Here is a 20606-nt window from a genome sequence, read left to right on the forward strand (position 1 = left end):
CCTTAAGTCACCGTTACGGGTTTACCAATTACGGACCCGCAACGTGGCCTCGCTAAGGTCGTTAAAGCTGGAAATGGTCGGTGCCAACTGGCTGATCAAACGGTTCCAGCGCGCGATCGGCGCCGCAGTGACGTACACCACGTCGTAAGGTTCCAACTGGAATTCGGTGCCCATCGCCAGCGCGGAGGCATCAGAAAGGTCAAACTGGTACAGCGACGCCAGCCGCTGCGGCTGTTTGCCGCCATTCGGGCGGATCACGAATACGCCGGTGGCGTCGGCCACCGTTTGGCTGATCCCTTCGGAACTGCCCAATGCCTCGGTCAGCGTCATACCGCTGCGGTCCATTTTCAGCGTCGACTGCTTGCCGACCTCACCCATCACAAAGACTTTCAGTTCGTCGTTGCGCGGCACATACAGGATGTCGCCCGGCTCCAGCAGATGGTTCTGGCTGATATCGCCGCGCTGCATCAGTGCCTGCAGTGAAATCGGCTGCTCTTTGCCCTGATGCGTCAACACCACGTTGCGCCAGTCGGCGTTATCGGTCAGACCACCGGCGGCATTGATCGCATCAAGAATGGTCAACGGCACGTTGGTCACCGCCTGCTGCCCGGAGGTTTTCACTTCGCCGGTCACATAGACTTTCTGCGAGCGGAAGGCAGCAATGCTGACGTCGACCTGTGGACTTTCCACATAGGTCGCCAACCGGCCGGCGATCAGGTTGCGCACTTCGCTGACGGTTTTACCCACCACCTTCACCCGGCCGATGTAGGGGTAGAAGATCGAGCCGTCGGCATGCACCCAGTTGCCGGTGTCGCTGGCGCTGCGGTACTGCCCCGCCGGGGTGGTCAATTCGGGGTGATCCCAGACGGTAACGTTAAGCACATCGCCGATACCAATACGGTACTGATAACTTTGCAGACGCTGGTCCAGCGCCAGATTTGGCCGCGCCACCGGCTCTACCCGGCGCATCTTCTGCAGTAGCAGCGGCGTAACGCGATACACCTGGACCTGCTTGTTCAAATCGAAGTCTTCGTCCTGCTGAGTCACGACGTCTTTGCCATGGGTCGGCAGGTGCGACCCCGGAAAGGCAGTGCAACCGCTGAGCAAAACGCTGGACAGCACCAGTGGCATCCAATGAGGCAAATGAAGGTTCATAACGGTACCGTGAGAAAACGGGCCACCATTGCAGCCCGTCAGATGAATGACAAAGTTGTCTTTAAGAACTGAGATACCCGGGCCTAGCGCACCGAGGGGCGCTCCGGCGGACAAGCCGCTACGACCCCTTCGGCACGCTCTCCCTAATAACGGGCTTGGTCAGAGCCACGTTAGGGGATTAACGATCGGCGGTAGGATTATCAGTAAAGATTCTTGCCTGGCGCGGTTCGCGCAACAGGGCAAAATAACCGAAGAAACAAAATACAAAGGCCAGCAGCATCAGGTGGTCCGGTGTCTGCAGCACTTCACTACAGATGCCGACACAGGCCAGAGTGACCGCCAACATGCAGCTCATCCCCAGCGCCTGGCGCGCATTGAGGCCGCGGCGCATCAGAATGTGATGCAGGTGATCGCGTCCTGCCTTGAAAGGGCTCTGGCGACGCATTAAACGGCGCACCATCACGGTGACCATATCCATCAGCGGGATGGCGATTAACCACAGTGCGGTCACCGGTCGTATGACCGCGTCCGCACCCTGGGTGGCGACAATCAGCAGCCACAACACGCTGAAACCAATCACCATGCTGCCGGCATCACCCATGAAAATCTTGTTACGCGCACCGAATACGCTGAGGTTGAACAGCAGGTAGGCCACCAGGGCCGCTATCAGGCTCAGGCACCACAAAGCCTGAGCCTCATGCCCGGCCAGCCCGAACAAAATGGCCAACGCCATAAAGGTGACACAGGACAGTGCGCCAAGCTGGCCGTCGATACCGTCAACCATGTTATAGGCGTTGATCGCCCCCCATACCGCCAATGGGGTGATCAGCAACGCCGCATAACCCAGCAACAGCTCCTGGTGGCCCCACAGGAACCCCAATGAAGAGAGTTGCATCCCTGCCGCCAGCATCATCGCCAGCGCGATCCCTCCCTGCACAATGACGCGCGGCGCCACCGGCAGATCAAAACGGTCATCAAGCACCCCCAGCATCACTAATGCGGTGACGCACAACAAATAGGTGGTACTGTGCGGCAGCCAATCCGGTTGCCAGAAAGTCACCAGCGTCATGATCAGGTAGATAGCAATGCCACCGACCAGCGGTACATGCCCCTGATGGCGCTTACGGGCATTGGGTTTATCCACTAACCCCACCGCCAGCGCAGCGCGGCGGGCAATAACTACCAGCATCAGCGCCAAAATAAATATCACACTCAGTTGATATAACATGGTTCCTCCAGCGAATAAGCACGCTACCGCCCTTGAGTTACAGCTCCCAATGCGCTATTAACAAAAACAAAATTGATATTGCCAGGATATAAGTCAGCATGAGTTAATCCTGTTAATTACAGATTTATCCGGTTGTCATCGACGAAAAATAAACAGCCCTGGTTTTAGAAAAAGTTATCTCTAGGAAAACTCGTGTTTAATTGTTTTTTCGATTGCCAAATTAAGATCGACCGGCGCCACGAAATCATTTTGCACATTGCTTTTAAATTGCGTTCTGGCGCAGAATTTTTGTACCCGCACGCGGCTAATTGGGAATTTACGGTGACTTATTTTGCTCACCACATCCAAGGCCGTAGCGCCGCAGAGACCAAATAAATAGGGAATGCGAATAGTCTTATTACTTTTTCCTAATGAAGAAGAAATAACGTCGACCAGTTGATTCATGGTGAAGTCGGGCTTATCAACATAATTGCTGACCTGGTAGGTTGCCTGCTGATCCAGCGCATGCTCCAGTCTGGCGGCAATATTTTCCACGTAAGCCATAGACTTCATATTATTACCGCTGCCAATCATCACAAATCGGCCGCTGGCGATTTGCCGGAACAGGTTATAGACGTTGCCACGATTATTTTCACCAAACACCACCGTTGGGCGGATGATGGTTAATTTGTTGCTGCCATCGGCTTTGCGCCAGGCTTCGTAAACATACTCGGCCTCCAGCTTGGATTTGCCGTAATGGTTAAAGGGTTCAAAAAGCCCTTCCTCGCCGGTTTCCTGAGTCACGAAACCGTATACCGCCACTGAGGAGGTAAAGATAATTTGTTGGATATTCAGCGCCGAGGCCGTCATGCAAACATTGCGCGCACCATCAACGTTAACCTGATAATACAGTGAGACAGGATCGACGTTATCCTGATGCTCGGCCGCAAGATTAATCACGGCGTCACAACCCGCCAGCGCCTGCCGCAGGGTTTCGGGCTGGGTTACATCGCCAAACTGATAGAGTTCAGGAAAATGCTCACTCTGCTTTTTATCCACGATGGTCAACAGCAGGTCGTTACGCGCACTCAGACGCTTAACCAAACGCGTCCCGATAAAGCCGGAACCCCCGATGATAGCTACTTTACGCTTATCCATAATTTGTCACTCAATCCGGTTTCCCATTATTCCCTACCGCACCATGAGGCAGGACGCTAATTGGCGTTAGAACATGGAAACCAGACTGGACAAAACAGAGCGGGCTTTCAAATAACAAATAATGAAATAAAAATATTAGCCGAATGTAAAATTATCGACAAAGGTGAAATATCGTATGGTGCTAATTTTTAACATCGTAAGCAACTTGATATTCCATGGTTTTACCCGGTAATATAAGATTAATCTTACCCACTCCCTGTGCGTCTGAAGTATCGTATTTCACCGGCTGTTTAAACTTCCCCTGCTTGGGGTCAACACACTCAATGGTCGCCTGATCCAGGTTTTCACCCTGATACAGACAAAGCAGGCTTTGCGGCCCCTTGGCCAAAGGATTATTCAGCGTCAGAGTGAGTACCACGCGGGTATTGTTTTGAATATCATTGATAATTGGCGGGCGAGTTTGGTTCCCCAGTACATATGAAAAATGTGAAATAACCAGCAATGACACGAATACCGACAGGTATTTCACCACGCGAATGGCAGGAACTGAGAAAAAACCCGCTGAAGCCTTGTTTGTTATTGCCGTATTTTTAAGCACTGCGGGCGCGACAGACGAAGAAACCGGAGCAACAACCTCCTCCGGCCGTTCTATTTCTTCAGTAAGAATTTCATCATCTTTATTGTCACTTTCAGAAAGTTCCGCTTGAATATCTTTATTGGCATCACTTTCGATATTCCATATTTCATCGGCGACGTATTCATCCTCTTCAGAAATAAAGTGAAAAACCGCCTTGTTTTCCACCTTATAACCCAGGCGAGGAATAGTTCTGATAAGTGTATGCTCAGCATCACCTATTTTTTGACGAATAGATTTAATTGTTTGATTTATCGTTGAATCTGAACAATAAGTTCCTTTCCATATGTTTTCTATAATTTCCGTACGGCTAACCAGTTCTGGGGATCTGGCGACAAGAAGTGAAAGTATCTGATACTCCTTCCAACGTAGGCGAAACTTTTCCCTGGACGGTGTCAGAACATCTAGATTCCTAATCTTTATTCTTTTATCAAGATTCACTTTTAATTTCCTTAGCGTGCCTGTCCTGCACACTTTGTATAGAAATATGAAAAAATGTTCAAGAAATTAAATGTAAACTCAACAGGTTGCATTCATCAGATATTTATTTTTATAAAAATTTGCTGATTTCATTTTTTACATCCCTCCTCAAATGGAGGTTATGATTGTTTGAATGTCATTATTTCCCTGTTGGCAACATGGTTTCTTATCATGCTTACCGGCAATAAAATACAGCCAACATGCTGTTTTTAAATCAAAATAAAAATATGTTATCAATTTGTTAGCTAAGTGAAATTGTGAAATCCTACCCTGCCTTTGAAGAATATCACCTGTTTTTCCACCTAATCCGATTGCCAGACAGCCTACAAAAAGCCTGTCAAAACAGAATGAGAGTTGTCTGATTTAATCCTTCACAGGGCACCAGGTTAAAATATAGCACCAAATACAAAGGACTATTGTTAACTTGGTGAGATAATTCTCGGGCAACGAAAAAACCAAAAATTATTATCACGCTATGGGTCATAAACAGTGCTTTATTTTCGTAAGGAATTCGACTGGGAAATGAAAAATAACCAACAGAAAAAAAACCGTCTATCTAAAGTGAAAAGCACAGTTTGAGAGAGAGGCCTATAAACAAAGGGAAAAATGGCGTGCGATAATAAGAATATTACCTAAAGCGACAGGGATTTCACTGAGGGAGTAAAACTTCACATGGCAAAGAAGGGAAATAGCGCCTCCCCTGCCGGGGAGGAACTGGGGTTGTGTGAACTATTTTTTACGGCCGTAGACGACCCAGGTGACCAGCACACAGACCACGTAGAACACCAGGAAGATTTTCATCGCCCCCGCCGGAGAGCCAGTCAACGCCAGGGAAGTGCCAAAGGCTTTTGGGATAAAGAAGCCGCCTGCGGCCCCGATCGCCGAGATAAAGCCCAGAGCTGCCGCGGAATCGGTAACCGCTTCGCGTTGAGCGCTTTCGTCACTGCCGCCGCTGGCCTTAACCCGATCTACGGTAATTTTACGGAAGATCACGGCAATCATCTGGAAGGTGGAACCACTGCCCAATCCAGCAGTGAGGAACAGCAGCATAAAGACGCTATAAAATGCGATAAACGAGCCCGTATGCCCTGCTCCCGGTAAGGTCAGGAACAGCAACGCAGCAAACACGGCCATCAGCACAAAGTTAATCAGCGTGACGCGAATGCCGCCGAAGCGATCCGACAGTGCCCCGCCCACCGGCCGTGCCAGAGCGCCAAGGAACGGACCGAAGAAGGCATAATGCAAAATCACCACGTCCGGGAACTGGGTTTTGGACAGCATGGCAAAACCGGCGGAAAAACCGATAAAGGAACCAAAGGTGGCGAGGTACAGCAGGCTTAACACCCACAGGTGACCGCGTTTGAGTACCGGCAGTTGCTGACGCAGCGACGCTTTGGAGGCCGCCAGATCGTTCATACCGAACCAGGCCGCCAGCGTACCGACCAGCAGGAAAGGTACCCAAATCCAGGCGGCGTTCTCCAGCCACAGTGAGCTGCCATCAGCCTGTACCTGACCGGTACCACCAAAGGCGCCAAAGATGGCAACAGAGATGGCCAGTGGAGCCACCAACTGCATCACGCTAACGCCCAGGTTGCCCAGGCCGCCATTCAGGCCCAGTGCGCCGCCCTGTCTGGCCTTTGGAAAGAAGAAGCTGATATTGGCCATGCTGGAGGCAAAGTTGGCCCCGGCAAAACCACACAGTAAAGAGATAATCACAAACACGCTATATGGCGTGCTCGCGTCCTGCACCGCAAACCCCAGCCACAGGCAGGGTACCAGCAGCAGGCAGGTGCTGATCGCCGTCCAGCGACGGCCGCCGAATATCGGGATCACAAAGGAATAAGGCACACGCAGGATAGCGCCAGAAACGGAAGGTAACGCGGTGAGCATAAACAGCTGATCGGTGGTGAAATTAAAGCCAACCTTATTCAAATTGACCGCGACCGCGCTAAACAGCATCCAGACGCAGAAAGCCAATAGCAGGCAAGGAATGGAAATCCACAGGTTGCGGTTGGCGATACGTTGGCCGCGTTGTTGCCAGAATGCGGCATCCTCAGGCTGCCAGTCCTGAATAACCGCGCCTGTTTGTTTTGATAATGACGTTGCAGATTGCGACATAAAAACCTCAGACACAGGATGATAACTTCGCCCACCCTAGGCGGCGGCCCCTACGGCAAAGTTGATGTAAATCAACCCGGATGCAGGTAGCCAACCGCCAGAAAAGCCCCGCCATCCCTTTATGAGTAACTCTCCGCATAGATTTAAAACATTGAAAATCAATCTATTGGCTATTACTCAACGCCATTGGCAGCGGCCGGCAAGGCAGACGGGAAACTAGTGGGTACTTCGTTAGAGGTATGGGGTTATCGCCGGGTATGATGAAAAATAACGCGGAATCGTTACCACACCCGCTGATGCCACCTGCGTTGTCCTCTGGTTACCAGCCGTATCTTGCTCTGCCTTCGGGGACCCAAAACCTATGAAACGCCTGTTAGCACCACTTTCCATCGTGAATCAGGTGGCCGTCCTGATGTTGCTGCTGGGGATACTGGGCGTGGCCGGTATGAGCATTTCAGCCTGGATGTCGCAAAGCATTCAGGGCAACGCGCATGCCATCAACAAAGCCGGTTCGCTGCGAATGCAAAGTTATCGCCTGCTGGCTCAGGTGCCGTTGAATGCACACAGCGAAGCACTGATCCGTGAGTTGGATCAGGATGCCAACAGTCCCGATCTTCAGCGTTCAGTGACGCAAGAGCAACTGACCGAACAGTTTCAGGCGCTGAATAATTACTGGCAAGAAACCCTGCTGCCAAGGTTGCGGGCAGCCCGGCAACCAGCGGAGGCAACCCCGCAGGTGGTACATTTCGTTTCCCTGCTCGATACGCTGGTCTCGGATATTGACCACCATACCGAGCGGCGACTGCTGACGGTGACGCTGGTACAGGCGGTGTTTATCGCGCTGACGCTGCTGCTGCTGGTGGGGACTATCTGTTACCTGCGCCGTCGTCTGCTGCATCCGTGGCGTCAATTGGTGGCGATGGCGCTGTCAGCGGGTCGCGGCGATTTCAGCCGCCGTTTTGCCCAGCGTGGCCATCAGGATGAAATGGCCTCACTCGGCGGCGCGTTGAACACCATGTCCGACGAATTGGCTACCATGTACAACGGGCTGGAGCAGCGGGTGGCAGAAAAAACCGCCGATCTGCAGCAAAAGAATCAGGTGCTGGGCTTTTTGTATCACGCCAGCCGTCAGTTGCATGCCAACGAACCATTGTGCAGCCGCCTGACACCGATCCTCAATCAGTTGCAAACCCTGACGCCACTGCGCGCCATCCAGGTACGCCTGTACGAAAACAACAGTCAGGAACAGTTTGTACAGCTATGCGGCAACCAGCCGTTGCGGCCGGAATATTGCAATAATCCGGTGTGCAGCGCCTGCCTGAGCGACGACAATCAGCAACATGCCGATCATCCTTCGCTGAGCTGGAGCCTGAGTGACAAACTGGGAGATTACGGGGTGATCGTTGCGCAACATGCGCCACAGCGCCCGCTGAATGACGAGGATCGGCAGTTGATGAGTACCCTGGTCGAACAGTTGACCAGCGTGCTGGCGATTGAGCGCCAGGTGGATCATCAACAGCAGTTGATGCTGATGGAAGAACGCGCGGCGATAGCCCGTGAGTTGCATGACTCTATTGCCCAATCATTATCGTGCCTGAAGATGCAAACCAGTTGCCTGCAAATGCAGGGGGCCGAACTTTCACCCGCCAACCTGGCGCTGGTACAACAGATGCGCGAAGAGTTAAACATCGCCTACCGCCAGTTGCGTGAACTCTTGACCACCTTCCGCCTGCGGCTGACAGAGCCAGGACTGCTGGCAGCCTTGCAGTCGACGGTGCAGGAGTTTAGCCAACGGCTCGGCATTTCCATCCAGCTCGACTATCAGTTAACGCCGCGTACGGTGCCCGCTTATCAGGCTATCCACCTGCTGCAAATTGCCCGCGAAGCGTTAAGCAACATCAACAAACATGCTCAGGCCAGCCAGGTGAGCATTCAGGTAGTCAATCAACGAGGCGAGGTCACGCTGAGCGTCTGCGATAACGGCTGCGGATTGCCGCCAGACACCGATCGCCCCGATCACTACGGCCTGATAATTATGCGCGATCGCGCCAAAAGCCTGCACGGCCGCTGCGAGATTTTACCCCGCAGCGGCGGCGGCACTGAGGTCCGGGTGGTATTTAAACCGGACAACCACGCCATCGACTAATGGGAGAAACCATGACCACCGAAACTGCCGCCACTATTTTATTGATTGATGACCACCCGATGCTGCGCAATGGCGTAAAACAGCTCATCGGCATGGACTCCCGCCTGCAGGTGATCGCTGAAGCCGGCAACGGCGAACAGGGTGTCGCACTGGCCGAAGAGCATGACCCGGATCTGATCCTGCTCGATCTGAACATGCCGGGCATCAATGGCCTGGAGACGCTGGATCGCTTGCGCATGACTGCGCTCTCTGGGCGCATTGTGGTGTTTAGCGTGTCTAATCACGAGGATGACGTAGTCAGCGCGCTAAAACGCGGTGCCGACGGCTATCTGCTGAAGGATATGGAGCCAGAGGAGTTGCTGAAAGCCCTGCATCAGGCGGCGGCCGGTCAGATGGTGTTAAGCGAGGCGTTGACGCCGATCCTGGCGGCCAGCCTGCGTGAGAACCGCCCCAGCGCCGAACGCGATATCCAGCAGTTGACGCCACGTGAGCGTGACATTCTCAAACTGATCGCCCAGGGTCTGCCGAACAAGATGATCGCCCGTAAGCTGACCATCACCGAAAGCACCGTCAAGGTGCACGTCAAACACCTGTTGAAAAAAATGAAGCTGAAATCGCGCGTTGAAGCCGCCGTCTGGGTACTGCAGGGAAAAAACGGTTAATCACTGCCGTTCAACGGCCCGGTTTCTGCCGGGATAGTCGGTGGTTGCAGTACTTTTGCCGGTGGCAGCCCCTGCTCTATTTCAGATGAAACGGTCAAAGGCGGCGTCACCTGCAGTTGGATCCAGTTAGAGGTCACCAATTGCTGTTTGTCATCTTCCAGCGTCACCGACAGGTGGTAGCGGTTGGCGGCATCCGGTGAGTCATCCCATTGCGGCACAATCAGGCTCCAGCCATGTGGATCGTTACCGTTTTGCGACGGCGTCAGGCTTAGTGCCTGTGTATCTCCCTGCCAACTGACCCGGGTAATTTTGTTGGTGGTTTTGATTTCCAGCACCAGCGGCAAGGTTTCTCCCGGTTGCAGGCGCCATGGCGGCGTGGCCAGGAACACTTGCAGCGTTTTACGCTGTTTAAACGCCATCACCGGCACATTTTTCCGTTCGATGTTGTCATAACGACTGCCACGCAGCGACTTGGCCTGAGCAACATATTCCGGCGAAATCTGCTTCACCAGCGGTACACCAAGCCGATAATTTAACGCCAGCTCGACCTGATCCTGACTTACCCCACCTTCCCCCATCTTGTGCAACGCTTTCACCGTCACCAGGGGTACCGGGGTGTAATTCACCCCCAGTTGCATGGCACGCGGGTCATTTTGCTTTTTGCCGCTGCCAAACAGATCGACGTTCTCACCCCAGTACTGTTCATAGCTGAGCGAGCCGCCAATCTGGCGGTAAAACGGCAGGTAGCCCTGAGTGGTGATGTCATATCCGCTCGCCGGACGGCTGAGGAACTGGGCGTTATCCCTCTGTTGCGCCAGCGCCGACAGCGGATAGTAATAGTTGGCGGAAAAACGCAGGAAATCTCCCCAGGCTTCGGCCCCCAGGCTGGCACGGTTATGATGGCGCTCGAAATCGCTGTCGAGCACCGTGTTATACCCCAACAGCCAATCGCCGGCGACCCAACGCTGGCCGAGGCCAAAATTACCCAGCGAACCCTCGGTTTGCTGCAACAGGCCGAGTTGGCTGTAGGTCAGCAAGCCGTTAACGTCATACAGCGGGCTGAACAACTGGCCGCTGCTACCGGTAAAATCCCCCTGGTCGGACATCACCAGCGACAGTTTGGCGTTACCCAACGGTGAAAGCAGTTCCTGGGCCTGCTGTTGCAGCACGCTGCTGGCCTGACCGACCGCATAACTCTCGGCACGGGTACGCACCTGTTGGCTCGAAACGTTATTCAGGTTACGTTCGCCCAGCTGTTTGGCCATGGTGGCCCACTCTTTTTCGCGCTCGGCGTCATTGGAAGCATTGCCGCCCAGTTCCGGCAAATCGTTGGCCGGTTGCTGAACAACCGAGTCCGGTGCGGGTGGCGATTCGGCGTAGGCGGGCAACGCGCCGCATAGCCACGCCAACCCCATCACCGGTAAACAACCCGCGGCAAAAGGCACAACTTTTTTCAATCGGTAACGCGCTTTATGAATAACGTCTGTCATTGCACAGTCGCCACCCCTTGATCCAGAGGGTTGGCAAATAAACCCTTTCTTGCTGCCATCACTCCAGACGACAGACCACCCAAACTTTGCGCAGTCTGGCATTTTGCCCCTAACGGGCAGTTGCGAGCCAAACTGCATCATGAACCCTAAAGTCTAATGGCTTTATCATCAGAAACAATCGGATAAACCTCATTTAATTTAGTGACAACGTCACATGACCTTCAATTATTTCAGTCGGTGATGGAGTGCCAGAAAAACGCTGAAACTCTTGCGGCTGAAAACGAGAATTCACTTTATTTCATCGCTGATTTTGCCGAAAAAAACCGCAAATTTAAATTCACCAAGAAATTAATCTATTGATTATGCGTAGCAATTCGCAATTTCAGTGTATTTCACCTGGCACTTAACCGTGGATTGCGGCCCCCTGCGCAATACCGGTAATCGATAAAACATTCGCTCTGCATGAAACCCTTTTTGCCGCTATTTTGAACGCTAATTTCAGACCGGTAAGGAAGCTTTTATGTTCGATAATCCTCAGCTCGATTTCTGGTTTCGCGGCCTGTTTATCCCGGCCATGTTACTGCCCGCAGTGCTCGCCACCAGACTGATCGGCATCCTCTCACCAGGCTTGACGCAACACCCGCTACCGAGGGAACGCACGCTAATGTTGATTGCCGTCAGTGCCGGGCTGGCGGCCCTGCCTTTCAATATTCCACTGCTACAACGGCTATTGCTGCTGCCGGCAGCGGCGATATTACTGGCGCTGGCTCTCATTGACTGGCAACAGCGACTATTACCGGATCGCCTGACCCAACCGCTGCTATGGGCCGGGCTATTGGTCAATCAGCAAGGCTATTTTGTTTCGCTGACCGAAGCGGTGAGCGGGGCCTGTATCGGTTATCTTTCGCTGTGGTTGCTCAATGTGGCTTATCGCCGCAGGCGGAAAACGGACGGTATCGGCCAAGGGGATTTTAAACTGTTGGCGGCACTGGGTGCCTGGACCGGCTGGGCCGCCCTGCCGATGCTGGTCAGCGGCGCCGCAGCGGCCGGGTTGTGCGCTACGGCAATAGCCTGTTTACTACGCAAGCCCGGCAGGCAGGATACGCTGCCCTTTGGCCTTTATCTGGCGCTTTCAGGCTGGTTGGTTCTGTTGGCGACCGCCGATAGCGGCCCTTCATCTTTCAGCGGAGAAATCACAGCATTTCACCTTATTTCACCCTGATACCAGACTGGCCCGGCCGTTATGTCGCTGTTATAGCCTACTGTTGGCGTAGCTGTTATGGCGCCCCTCCGCCTGCAGCACTATGCTTTGCCCAAGGCAAAACGGGGTTTACCCAAATCAACACAGGAGGTTGTATGTCAGGTCGTGGTTTATCTGCACTCGCGCTCAGCGCGGCATTGGCCAGCGGTTCGCTGTCGTTCGCGGCACAGGCCGCCGGCACCTTTACCCTCAGCTCACCGGCATTCCAGGATGGTGGCTCGCTGGCGCAGAAATATGCCGGAGCTACACCGGGCAACGCCAGTTGCACCGGCGACAATGTTTCGCCGCCGCTAAGCTGGGCCAACCCACCGGCAGACACCAAAAGTTTCGCCCTGCTGCTGTCCGATCCCGAGGGCCGGGCAGGTCTGGGCGTTAGCCATTTAGTGGCCTATGGCATACCTGCCAACGCCAGCGGCTTCGCCGAGGGCGATCTCACCCAGGGCAAAGGCTTTGTCGGTGGCAAAAACTCACCGGGCACCTCGGTTTATCATGGTCCCTGTCCTCCAGCGGGGTCCGGGCTTCACCACTATACCTTTGTGTTGATCGCAACCGATCTGCCCCCCCACGCGCTCGGGCCGGGGCTTACCCGCGAACAGCTACTGGAGAAATTACAGGGCCACGCCAAGGGCGGTGCGGGCATTATCGGTCGCTTCGGCCAATAGCGGCTCAGGCGGTCAACGCCTCTGTCGGCATCTCAGCGACAATAGCCGGCGCGCGGTACAGGCTGACCACCTCACCAATCACCAGCAGGCTGGGTGAAACCGGCCGCTGACGGGTAATTAACAGCGGTAATTCTGACAGCGTACCGGTTAATACCCGCTGCTGCGGTAGCGTGCCACGTTCAATAATGGCCAACGGCGTCTGTGCAGCCATGCCATGGCGCATCAGTTGCGTGGCAATGGTTTCGCTTAATGTCAGCCCCATATAAAACACCAGCGTCTGCCCCGCAGAGACCAGGCCGTGCCAGTCCAGACTCACCTCACCGTTACGGCAATGGCCGGTGACAAAACGCACCGATTGAGCGTAATCGCGGTGTGTCAGCGGGATACCACTCGCCGCCGCACAACCGCTGGCGGCAGTGATACCCGGCACCACATGGCAGACCACGCCATGGCGCTGCAATTCAACCATCTCTTCCCCGCCGCGACCAAAAATAAACGGATCCCCACCCTTGAGGCGTACCACCCGATTACCGGACAGGGCCAATTCGACCAACAGGTGATCGATCTGCTTTTGCGACAGCGTGTGGCAGCCCATGGACTTACCTACGTCAATGCGCAGCGCCTCCGGCGGCAGCAAGGCCATTACCGCCGGGGAAACCAGACGATCGAACACCACCACGTCCGCCTGCCGGATGACCCGTAATGCCTTTAACGTCAGTAACTCCGCATCCCCCGGCCCGGCGCCCACCAGCCACACTTCACCGTTACGTACCGGCTGGCGCAGATCTCCGGCCAGCATCAGTTTATCTATATTGTTCATCTCACTACCTCCGCTAGGCCACCCGTTGGGATGCATGCTGTTGAATCAGTTTTTTTAGCTCCGGTAGGCAGGAGCCACAGTTGGTGCCGCATTGCAGACGGGCGCCCAATGCCTCTGCGCTGTGGCAACCTGCCTGGATGGCCGCAATGACGCGATTCTCGCCCACGCCGAAACAGCTACAAATCGTGGCACCAGCCGCTGACTGGCCTGGCGCACCACACCCCGCCAGCAGTGCCAGCCGTTCCGCCCCTGCGGTGGGAGCCTGTTCAAAGGCGCGGAGGATCGCCGGGCGATCCAGCTGCGGGGCCTGCTGGCGAACATAAAACGCCAATTGCACCTCGCCCTGCCGCCAGCCAATCAGGTGCAGACCGCGCTGGGCCAACTGTGCCGTTTGCAGCGTCATGCCCTCCAGCGAGAAATGCCGTCGTAACCAGGCTTGCCAGTCTTCAACCGGCCGCTGCCCGGCCATAATGTAGTGAGTCAAACCGTCCTGCGCGACCCGGCTCCAGTAGATACCCTTGGGGGCGGCAACCTCGGCACGAATAAAAATTTCCGCCTGCCAGCTCGTGGGCCAATGGCTGACCCGCACTGGCGCATGCTTGCTTTCCGGCTGACCGGAGTCGGCATCCACTATCGGCGGGATCAGGCTGTCGACCCGACCCTGCGCGGTGAATTGACCGTTCCAGTGCATCGGCGCAAACAGGCTACCGCGCCGCTGCCCCGGATGGTACTGTGCACGCGCCAGCATCCAGCCGTGGGGCGAGCTCAGGCGAACCAGACTGCTATCGGCAATTCCCAGTTCGACCGCATCCTGCGGGTGTATTTCGCAGTAGGGTTCGCTCAAATGGCGCATCAGCCGCGCGGCCTTGCCGGTGCGCGTCATGGTGTGCCACTGATCGCGGATGCGACCGGTGTTCAGCACCAGTGGATAACCGGGTGATAGCGCATTCTGCGGCAAGCGTGGCGTCACCGGCAGCAGTCGCGCCTTGCCATCGGCATGGAAAAAACGCCCGTCGTCAAACATTCGTCGACAACCCACAGGATGCCGAGTATTGACCGGCCACTGTACCGGTGCCATCTGCAACCATTGCTGTAGATCCCATCCCGCCAGTTGACTGATATCGAACGCGCGCGTGCCGTTATTTTCAAATCCTGACAGCGCCGCGTGCTCACTGAATATCTCCGAAGGATGTTGATAGCCAAAGGCCGTACCATACCCCATACGCTGCGCAACCTGGCTAAGGATCCACCAGTCGGCACGGGCTTGCCCCGGCGCCGGCAGAAAGGCGCGCTGGCGTGAAATACAGCGTTCGGAATTGGTCACGCTGCCCTCCTTTTCTCCCCAGGCCAATGCCGGCAGGCGGATATGTGCCAGTTCGGCGGTATCGGTCATCGCCATCACTTCGGACACCACCACCAGCGGGCAATTTTTTAGCGCCTGCCTGACTGCATCGGCATCCGGCAGGGAAACCACCGGGTTGGTGCCCATAATCCACACCGCCTTTACCTGCCCGGCGGCGATCGCCTGAAATAAATCCACCGCATTCAGCCCCGGTTGTTGGGCGATGCGTGGCGACTGCCAAAAACGCTGTACCCGGTCGGTGTCTTCGGGGTTGAACGTCATATGCGCCGCCAACTGATTGGCTAATCCACCGACTTCCCGTCCGCCCATGGCATTGGGTTGACCGGTGATCGAAAACGGGCCGCTGCCAGCGCGGCCAATGCGCCCTCCCGCCAGGTGCAGATTGATAATCGCATTGCATTTATCCGCGCCACTGGCAGACTGGTTAATGCCCATCGAATAGAGCGTGACCCAGTTGTGGGACGCGGTCAGCAGGTGGAAAAACGCCAGCACGGCACTCAGTGGCAGTTCGCAAAAATCGGCCACCCGCCGTGGTGTCCAATCCGCCGCCGCTGCCAGCGTAGCCTCTGTGCCGCTGGCATGCCGTTGCAAAAAGGCGGTATCCAGAGCCTGCTGTTCAGCCAGCCAGTGCAGCCCTCCGGTAAACAAAGCCGCATCGCTGCCGGGCCGCAGCGGCAAATGCAAGTCGGCAATATCGCAGGTCGCCGTCTCACGCGGGTCAATCACCACCACCCGCATTTGCGGGCGCAACTTACGGGCCTTCACCAACCGTTGGTAGACCACCGGATGCGCCCAGGCGGTGTTGGAACCGGTCAATATCACCAGATCCGCCTGTTCGATATCTTCATAACAACAAGGCACCACATCCCCGCCGAATGCCCGCTTGTAGCCGACTACCGCCGACGCCATGCACAGCCGGGAGTTGGTGTCGATATTGGCCGCACCAATAAATCCCTTCATCAGTTTGTTTGCCACGTAATAATCTTCGGTCAGCAGCTGACCGGAAGCATAAAACGCCACCGCCTGCGGGCCATATTGCTCAATAATCTGGCTAAAACGCTGTGCCACCTGCTCAAGCGCCTGATCCCAGCTAACCGGCAGGCCATCGACCTGCGGCTGTAACAGGCGGCCCGTCAGGCTCAGCGTCTCGCCCAGAGCGCTGCCTTTGACACACAGCCGTCCCTGATTGGCCGGATGCGTAACGTCGCCGCCGACCGTCAGTTCACCGTTGCTGTGCTGTTCAATGGCGACCCCGCAGCCCACGCCACAGTAGGGACAGGTGGTGCAATGTACGGCGCTCATGACGTCACTTCCGCCGTTTCTGGCAGTTTGGCCTGTATCGACAGTGGCGTACTGCATACCCACACACGGCCTGCTTCTACCCGGACCGGCCAGGCGGTGACGGCACGCCCGGCATTATCTGCACAGATACCGTCACTCAAACGAAAACGCTGTTTGTATAGCGGAGAAATCACCACCGGCTCACCGGCTACGTCCCCCAACAGCCCGCGTGCCAGCACGTTGGCGTCACTGTCCGGTTCCTGATTGGCCAACGCATAAACGCCCTTGTCCGCCAGATGGAATAGCGCAATCTGCCGCTGCCCCAGCCGGGCGGCAATGCCGGCGTTGATCGGGATTTCCGCCAGCGCACAGACATCCAGCCACTGTTGCTGGGCGGCCACCGCCGGTTGCACCTCAATCACCTGCCCGCGTTCCACTCCTGCCGCCGGGCGACGTTGTCCGCGCTCCGCCTGCCAGACTATGGCCTCATCCGGCTGTTCGCTGTTAACAAACGGACGGAACAGCTTGAGGCGATCCGGGCTGGCGAGCGTGGTTTGCCATTCACATTGGTAATGACTGACCACAGTTTCCATTTCGGCATCCAATTCGCTACCGATCCCCAGGCTGTCCTGCAAAACCACATCACGCAGGTAGTCCAGCCCGCCTTCCAGGTTGTCCATCCAGGTGCTGGTGCGCTGTAGACGATCGGCGGTACGAATGTAGAACATCAGGAAACGGTCGACCGTGCGGATCAGCGTGGCGGTATCAAGATCGCTGGCAAATAAATCGGCATGGCGCGGTTTCATGCCGCCGTTGCCGCACAGGTACAGGTTCCAGCCTTTCTCGGTGGCAATGACCCCGACGTCTTTGCTCTGCGCCTCCGCACACTCTCGCGTGCAGCCGGAAACCGCCATCTTGATTTTATGCGGCGACCGCAACCCCTTGTAACGATGCTCCAGCTCGATAGCCAGCGCGGTGGAATCCTGCACGCCATAGCGGCACCAACTGGAGCCGACGCAAGATTTCACCGTGCGCAGTGACTTGCCGTAGGCATGCCCGGTTTCAAATCCGGCGTCGACCAGCTGCTGCCAAATCTCCGGCAATTGCTCCAGCCGGGCGCCGAACAGGTCAACCCGCTGGCCGCCGGTAATCTTGGTGTAGAGCTGATAGCGCAGAGCGATTTGGCCGATGGCGATCAATCCTTGCGGAGTAATTTCCCCGGCCGGTACCCGCGGTACCACCGAATAGGTGCCATCTTTCTGGATATTGGCAAAAAAGCGATCGTTGGTATCCTGCAACGGCAGATGCTGCGGCTTTAGCAGATATTCGTTCCAGCACGAAGCCAGAATCGACCCCGCCAGCGGTTTGCACACCTCACAGCCATACCCATGACCATGTCGGGCCAGCAACTCGTCAAAGGTGCGGATGTTGCCAACGCGGACCAGGTGATACAGCTCCTGGCGTGAATGGGCGAAATGCTCGCAAATGTCTTTCTTCACCACCACGCCGCGCTGCTGCAATTCGTGTTCCATCAGCTGTTTTACCAGCGCCGAACAGCCGCCACAGCCGGTACCCGCTTTGGTGCAGGCTTTTACCGCCGTCAAATCGCCGCAACCCTGCTCCACCGCGTCACTGATATCGCCCTTGCTGACGTTATGGCAAGAACAGATCTGCGCCGTGGCCGGCAAGGCGGAAACGCCCAGCGCTTTCGGCGCAGCCCCCGCCGTTGCGGGTAAAATCAGGCTTTCCGGGGTGGTGGGTAACGGCAGACAGTTAAGCATCATCTGTTGCAGCGTGCTGTATTCAGCACTGTCGCCCACCAGCACCGCCCCCAGCAATCGCTTGCCATCCGCATCAATCACCACTTTTTTATACACTTGCTGCGGGCCGTCGACCCAGGTGTAGCTCTGGCTGCCGGGGGTGTGAGCATGGGCATCACCGATCGACGCCACTTCCACGCCCAACAGTTTCAGTTTGGTGCTCATGTCCGCGCCACAGAACACGTTTTCGCCTCCAGCCAGTCGATCGGCCAGGATACGCGCCATTTGGTAGCCCGGTGCCACCAGGCCGAAAATTTGTCCGTTCCACAAGGCGCATTCACCAATGGCATAAATCGCCTCGTCGCTGGTGCGGCACTGGCTATCAATCACAATACCGCCGCGTGCTCCCACCTCCAGTTCGGCAGCGCGGGCAAGCTGATCACGAGGACGGATACCGGCGGAAAACAGAATTAAATCAGCCTCTAACTGCTCCCCATCGGCAAAATTCATGCAGTGACGGTGTAACGAACCTTCAATAATCACCTGAGTTTGCTTGCCGGTATGCACACTGACGCCCAATGCCTCAATTTTACTGCGCAGCATGGTCGCGCCACCGTCATCCAACTGTACCCCCATCAGGCGCGGCGCAAACTCCACGACATGGGTGTTCAGCCCAAGCTGACGCAACGCATTGGCAGCCTCCAGTCCCAGCAAGCCGCCACCGACCACCACCCCGACGCGCGCGGTTTTGGCGCAGTCTGCGATCGCGGCCAGATCGTCGAGCGTGCGGTAAACCAGGCAGCCAGGGCGATCGTTGCCGGGGATCGGCGGTACAAACGGATAGGAGCCGGTCGCCAGCACCAACTGGTCATAGGCCGTCTCACGGCCCTCGGCATCAATCACGCATTTGCGTTGTCTGTCGATAGCGCACACCTCCTGCCCCAACCGCAGTTCTATGCCACTACGCTCGAAAAACCCCGCCTCAACCATCGACAGCGAGTCCGCACTGCGGCCGGAGAAAAACTCGGACAGGTGTACCCGGTCGTAAGCCGCCACCGGCTCTTCGCCAAACACCACTATGTGGTACTGCAAATGCAGCTCGCGCGTAACCAGTTGTTCCAGGAAGTGATGACCGACCATGCCGTGACCGGCAACCACCAAAACGGGCTTGTGCATATCAGATATCCTCTCGTCAGACGCCGCAGGCGTCACGGGTTCGCTGCTGCCAAACAGCAAGTCGTCCGGGTGTTGCGCCGGCAGGCCAAGCTGCTGCAGATAAAAAGGGCTGTCCTGAGCGTCGCCATACAACACCACGCCCTGTAATTTTCCGTCGCGCACCAGCAGGCGGCGGTAATGCTGCGCCTGCGGATCTTCGGCGTGATGGACCTCGGTGAGCCCGTCTGTGGCCATCTCACCGGCACTGAACACCTCGACGCCACTGACCTTCAGGCGGGTATGCAACGGCGTTGGCCGGTAGCCCGCCACCGGCTCCCCACTCAGCCGCCGCGCCAACAGTTCAGCCTGCTGCCAGCAGGGGGCTACCAGGCCCAAAGTGGTCTCGCCAAACTGAGCACATTCGCCGATGGCGAACACCGCCGGATCTGCCGTTTGCATCTGGTCGTCAATCACGATGCCGCGCCGGCAGGCCAGTCCGGCGGAGTGCGCCAGGCTAATTTCCGGCTGCACCCCGACGGCGATCACCACCAGTTCGCAGGCCACTATCTCGCCGTTACTCAGGCTGGCCGAACTGACCCGTTCGCTTCCCTGAAACCGGCTGACTTCGCAGCTCAGCCAGCATTCGATCCCGCGCTGCAACAGGTTATGTTGCAGCATCCGCCCCGCACGGGCATCCAACTGACGTTCCATCAGGTGCTCGCCCCGGTGCACCACGGTGACGCTCATGCCGCGCTGCGCCAGTGCCGCCGCCGCCTCAATCCCCAAGACGCCGCCGCCCATCACCAGCGCCGGTCGGCCTGGACGACAGCAAGCGATCATCGCTTCAACATCATCCAGAGTGCGGAAGCCATAAATACCGTTCAATGCCCCACCCGGCAGCGGCGGCAGCAAGGGGCGCGAACCGGTAGCCAACACCAGCAGGTCATAAGGCAACCGATGCCGGGCAGTACTCACCCACTTTTGTTGCCGATCCACCGCCAGCGCCGGTTCCCCGGCCAGCAGTTGCACTCCCTGCTGCCGATACCAGTCATAGTCATGCAGCAGGGTGTCGCTGAAGGCCTTATCCCCTGCCAACACCGGTGACAGCAGAATGCGGTTGTAGTTGCCACGCGGCTCTTCGCCAATCACCGTGATGGCATAACGCTCTGGCGCCAGCCGACACAGGGTTTCCACCAGCCGCATACCGGCCATGCCGTTACCAATCACCACCAGTCTGGGTTTATCCATCGTCCG

The 20606-nt window shown here is 56.3% G+C and carries 13 protein-coding genes; 4 read left to right on the forward strand and 9 right to left on the reverse strand.

Annotated elements, in window-relative coordinates; genetic code table 11:
- Window positions 1-21: 21 nt before the first annotated feature.
- The 5 genes from SERS4_RS0115500 to SERS4_RS0115520 form a co-directional block, all read right to left on the reverse strand.
- Window positions 22-1155 carry a polysaccharide export protein gene (locus SERS4_RS0115500; protein ID WP_026142417.1) on the reverse strand — a complete coding sequence of 378 codons (1134 nt, stop codon included), beginning with the start codon at window positions 1153-1155 and terminating at the stop codon, window positions 22-24.
- Window positions 1156-1333: 178 nt separating this feature from the next.
- Window positions 1334-2383, reverse strand: a complete 1050-nt coding sequence (gene wecA, locus SERS4_RS0115505; protein ID WP_017893173.1) for a UDP-N-acetylglucosamine--undecaprenyl-phosphate N-acetylglucosaminephosphotransferase — start codon at window positions 2381-2383, stop codon at window positions 1334-1336.
- 180 nt (window positions 2384-2563) lie between these two features.
- The gene (locus SERS4_RS0115510) at window positions 2564-3520 is read right to left on the reverse strand and encodes an NAD(P)-dependent oxidoreductase (RefSeq protein ID WP_017893174.1); all 957 of its coding nucleotides are present in this window, start codon (window positions 3518-3520) and stop codon (window positions 2564-2566) included.
- A 181-nt stretch (window positions 3521-3701) separates the two neighbouring features.
- Window positions 3702-4595, reverse strand: coding sequence for a transcriptional regulator (locus SERS4_RS0115515; protein ID WP_026142418.1), 894 nt, complete (start codon window positions 4593-4595; stop codon window positions 3702-3704).
- A 768-nt stretch (window positions 4596-5363) separates the two neighbouring features.
- Window positions 5364-6752, reverse strand: coding sequence for a NarK family nitrate/nitrite MFS transporter (locus tag SERS4_RS0115520; RefSeq protein ID WP_017893176.1), 1389 nt, complete (start codon window positions 6750-6752; stop codon window positions 5364-5366).
- Between the two features lie 361 nt (window positions 6753-7113).
- Between SERS4_RS0115520 and narX the strand changes: the two genes are divergently transcribed.
- Both narX and narL read left to right on the forward strand, forming a co-directional pair.
- Window positions 7114-8898: a nitrate/nitrite two-component system sensor histidine kinase NarX gene (gene narX, locus SERS4_RS0115525; RefSeq protein WP_017893177.1), complete on the forward strand. Its 1785-nt coding sequence runs from the start codon at window positions 7114-7116 to the stop codon at window positions 8896-8898.
- A gap of 11 nt (window positions 8899-8909) precedes the next feature.
- Entirely contained in the window at window positions 8910-9560 is a 651-nt protein-coding gene (gene narL / locus SERS4_RS0115530; protein ID WP_012145623.1) for a two-component system response regulator NarL, read from the forward strand.
- Here the strand turns inward: narL and SERS4_RS0115535 are convergent.
- Complete coding sequence (locus tag SERS4_RS0115535) at window positions 9557-11050, reverse strand: YchO/YchP family invasin (protein ID WP_017893178.1); 1494 nt, start codon at window positions 11048-11050, stop codon at window positions 9557-9559. The genes narL and SERS4_RS0115535 overlap by 4 nt on opposite strands.
- A 520-nt stretch (window positions 11051-11570) precedes the next feature.
- Between SERS4_RS0115535 and SERS4_RS0115545 the strand changes: the two genes are divergently transcribed.
- Both SERS4_RS0115545 and SERS4_RS0115550 read left to right on the forward strand, forming a co-directional pair.
- Window positions 11571-12272: an A24 family peptidase gene (locus SERS4_RS0115545; RefSeq protein ID WP_017893180.1), complete on the forward strand. Its 702-nt coding sequence runs from the start codon at window positions 11571-11573 to the stop codon at window positions 12270-12272.
- Window positions 12273-12406: 134 nt separating this feature from the next.
- Window positions 12407-12973, forward strand: a complete 567-nt coding sequence (locus tag SERS4_RS0115550; protein WP_017893181.1) for a YbhB/YbcL family Raf kinase inhibitor-like protein — start codon at window positions 12407-12409, stop codon at window positions 12971-12973.
- A gap of 4 nt (window positions 12974-12977) precedes the next feature.
- Here the strand turns inward: SERS4_RS0115550 and cobA are convergent, their stop codons facing one another.
- Genes cobA through nirB form a run of 3 tightly spaced genes read right to left on the reverse strand, consistent with a single transcriptional unit; the run spans window position 12978 to window position 20600 of the window.
- Window positions 12978-13793, reverse strand: a complete 816-nt coding sequence (gene cobA, locus SERS4_RS0115555) for a uroporphyrinogen-III C-methyltransferase (RefSeq protein ID WP_017893182.1) — start codon at window positions 13791-13793, stop codon at window positions 12978-12980.
- A gap of 13 nt (window positions 13794-13806) precedes the next feature.
- A complete protein-coding gene (locus SERS4_RS0115560) occupies window positions 13807-16458 on the reverse strand; it encodes a nitrate reductase (RefSeq protein WP_017893183.1) in 2652 nt (883 codons plus the stop codon).
- Entirely contained in the window at window positions 16455-20600 is a 4146-nt protein-coding gene (nirB, locus tag SERS4_RS0115565; protein WP_017893184.1) for a nitrite reductase large subunit NirB, read from the reverse strand. Before nirB ends, SERS4_RS0115560 begins: the two co-directional genes overlap by 4 nt.
- Window positions 20601-20606 lie beyond the last annotated feature (6 nt).

The sequence above is a fragment of the Serratia sp. S4 genome (assembly GCF_000347995.1).
GTDB lineage: Bacteria > Pseudomonadota > Gammaproteobacteria > Enterobacterales > Enterobacteriaceae > Serratia > Serratia quinivorans.

What these genes read in the sequence shown, in the direction of transcription:
- SERS4_RS0115560 (WP_017893183.1), bottom strand. Translation starts at nt 16,458, where the DNA reads ATGAGCGCCGTACATTGCACCACCTGTCCCTACTGTGGCGTGGGCTGC.
- SERS4_RS0115535 (WP_017893178.1), bottom strand. Translation starts at nt 11,050, where the DNA reads ATGACAGACGTTATTCATAAAGCGCGTTACCGATTGAAAAAAGTTGTG.
- nirB (WP_017893184.1), bottom strand. Translation starts at nt 20,600, where the DNA reads ATGGATAAACCCAGACTGGTGGTGATTGGTAACGGCATGGCCGGTATG.
- SERS4_RS0115545 (WP_017893180.1), top strand. Translation starts at nt 11,571, where the DNA reads ATGTTCGATAATCCTCAGCTCGATTTCTGGTTTCGCGGCCTGTTTATC.
- SERS4_RS0115500 (WP_026142417.1), bottom strand. Translation starts at nt 1,155, where the DNA reads ATGAACCTTCATTTGCCTCATTGGATGCCACTGGTGCTGTCCAGCGTT.
- SERS4_RS0115510 (WP_017893174.1), bottom strand. Translation starts at nt 3,520, where the DNA reads ATGGATAAGCGTAAAGTAGCTATCATCGGGGGTTCCGGCTTTATCGGG.
- narL (WP_012145623.1), top strand. Translation starts at nt 8,910, where the DNA reads ATGACCACCGAAACTGCCGCCACTATTTTATTGATTGATGACCACCCG.
- SERS4_RS0115550 (WP_017893181.1), top strand. Translation starts at nt 12,407, where the DNA reads ATGTCAGGTCGTGGTTTATCTGCACTCGCGCTCAGCGCGGCATTGGCC.
- SERS4_RS0115520 (WP_017893176.1), bottom strand. Translation starts at nt 6,752, where the DNA reads ATGTCGCAATCTGCAACGTCATTATCAAAACAAACAGGCGCGGTTATT.
- wecA (WP_017893173.1), bottom strand. Translation starts at nt 2,383, where the DNA reads ATGTTATATCAACTGAGTGTGATATTTATTTTGGCGCTGATGCTGGTA.
- narX (WP_017893177.1), top strand. Translation starts at nt 7,114, where the DNA reads ATGAAACGCCTGTTAGCACCACTTTCCATCGTGAATCAGGTGGCCGTC.
- cobA (WP_017893182.1), bottom strand. Translation starts at nt 13,793, where the DNA reads ATGAACAATATAGATAAACTGATGCTGGCCGGAGATCTGCGCCAGCCG.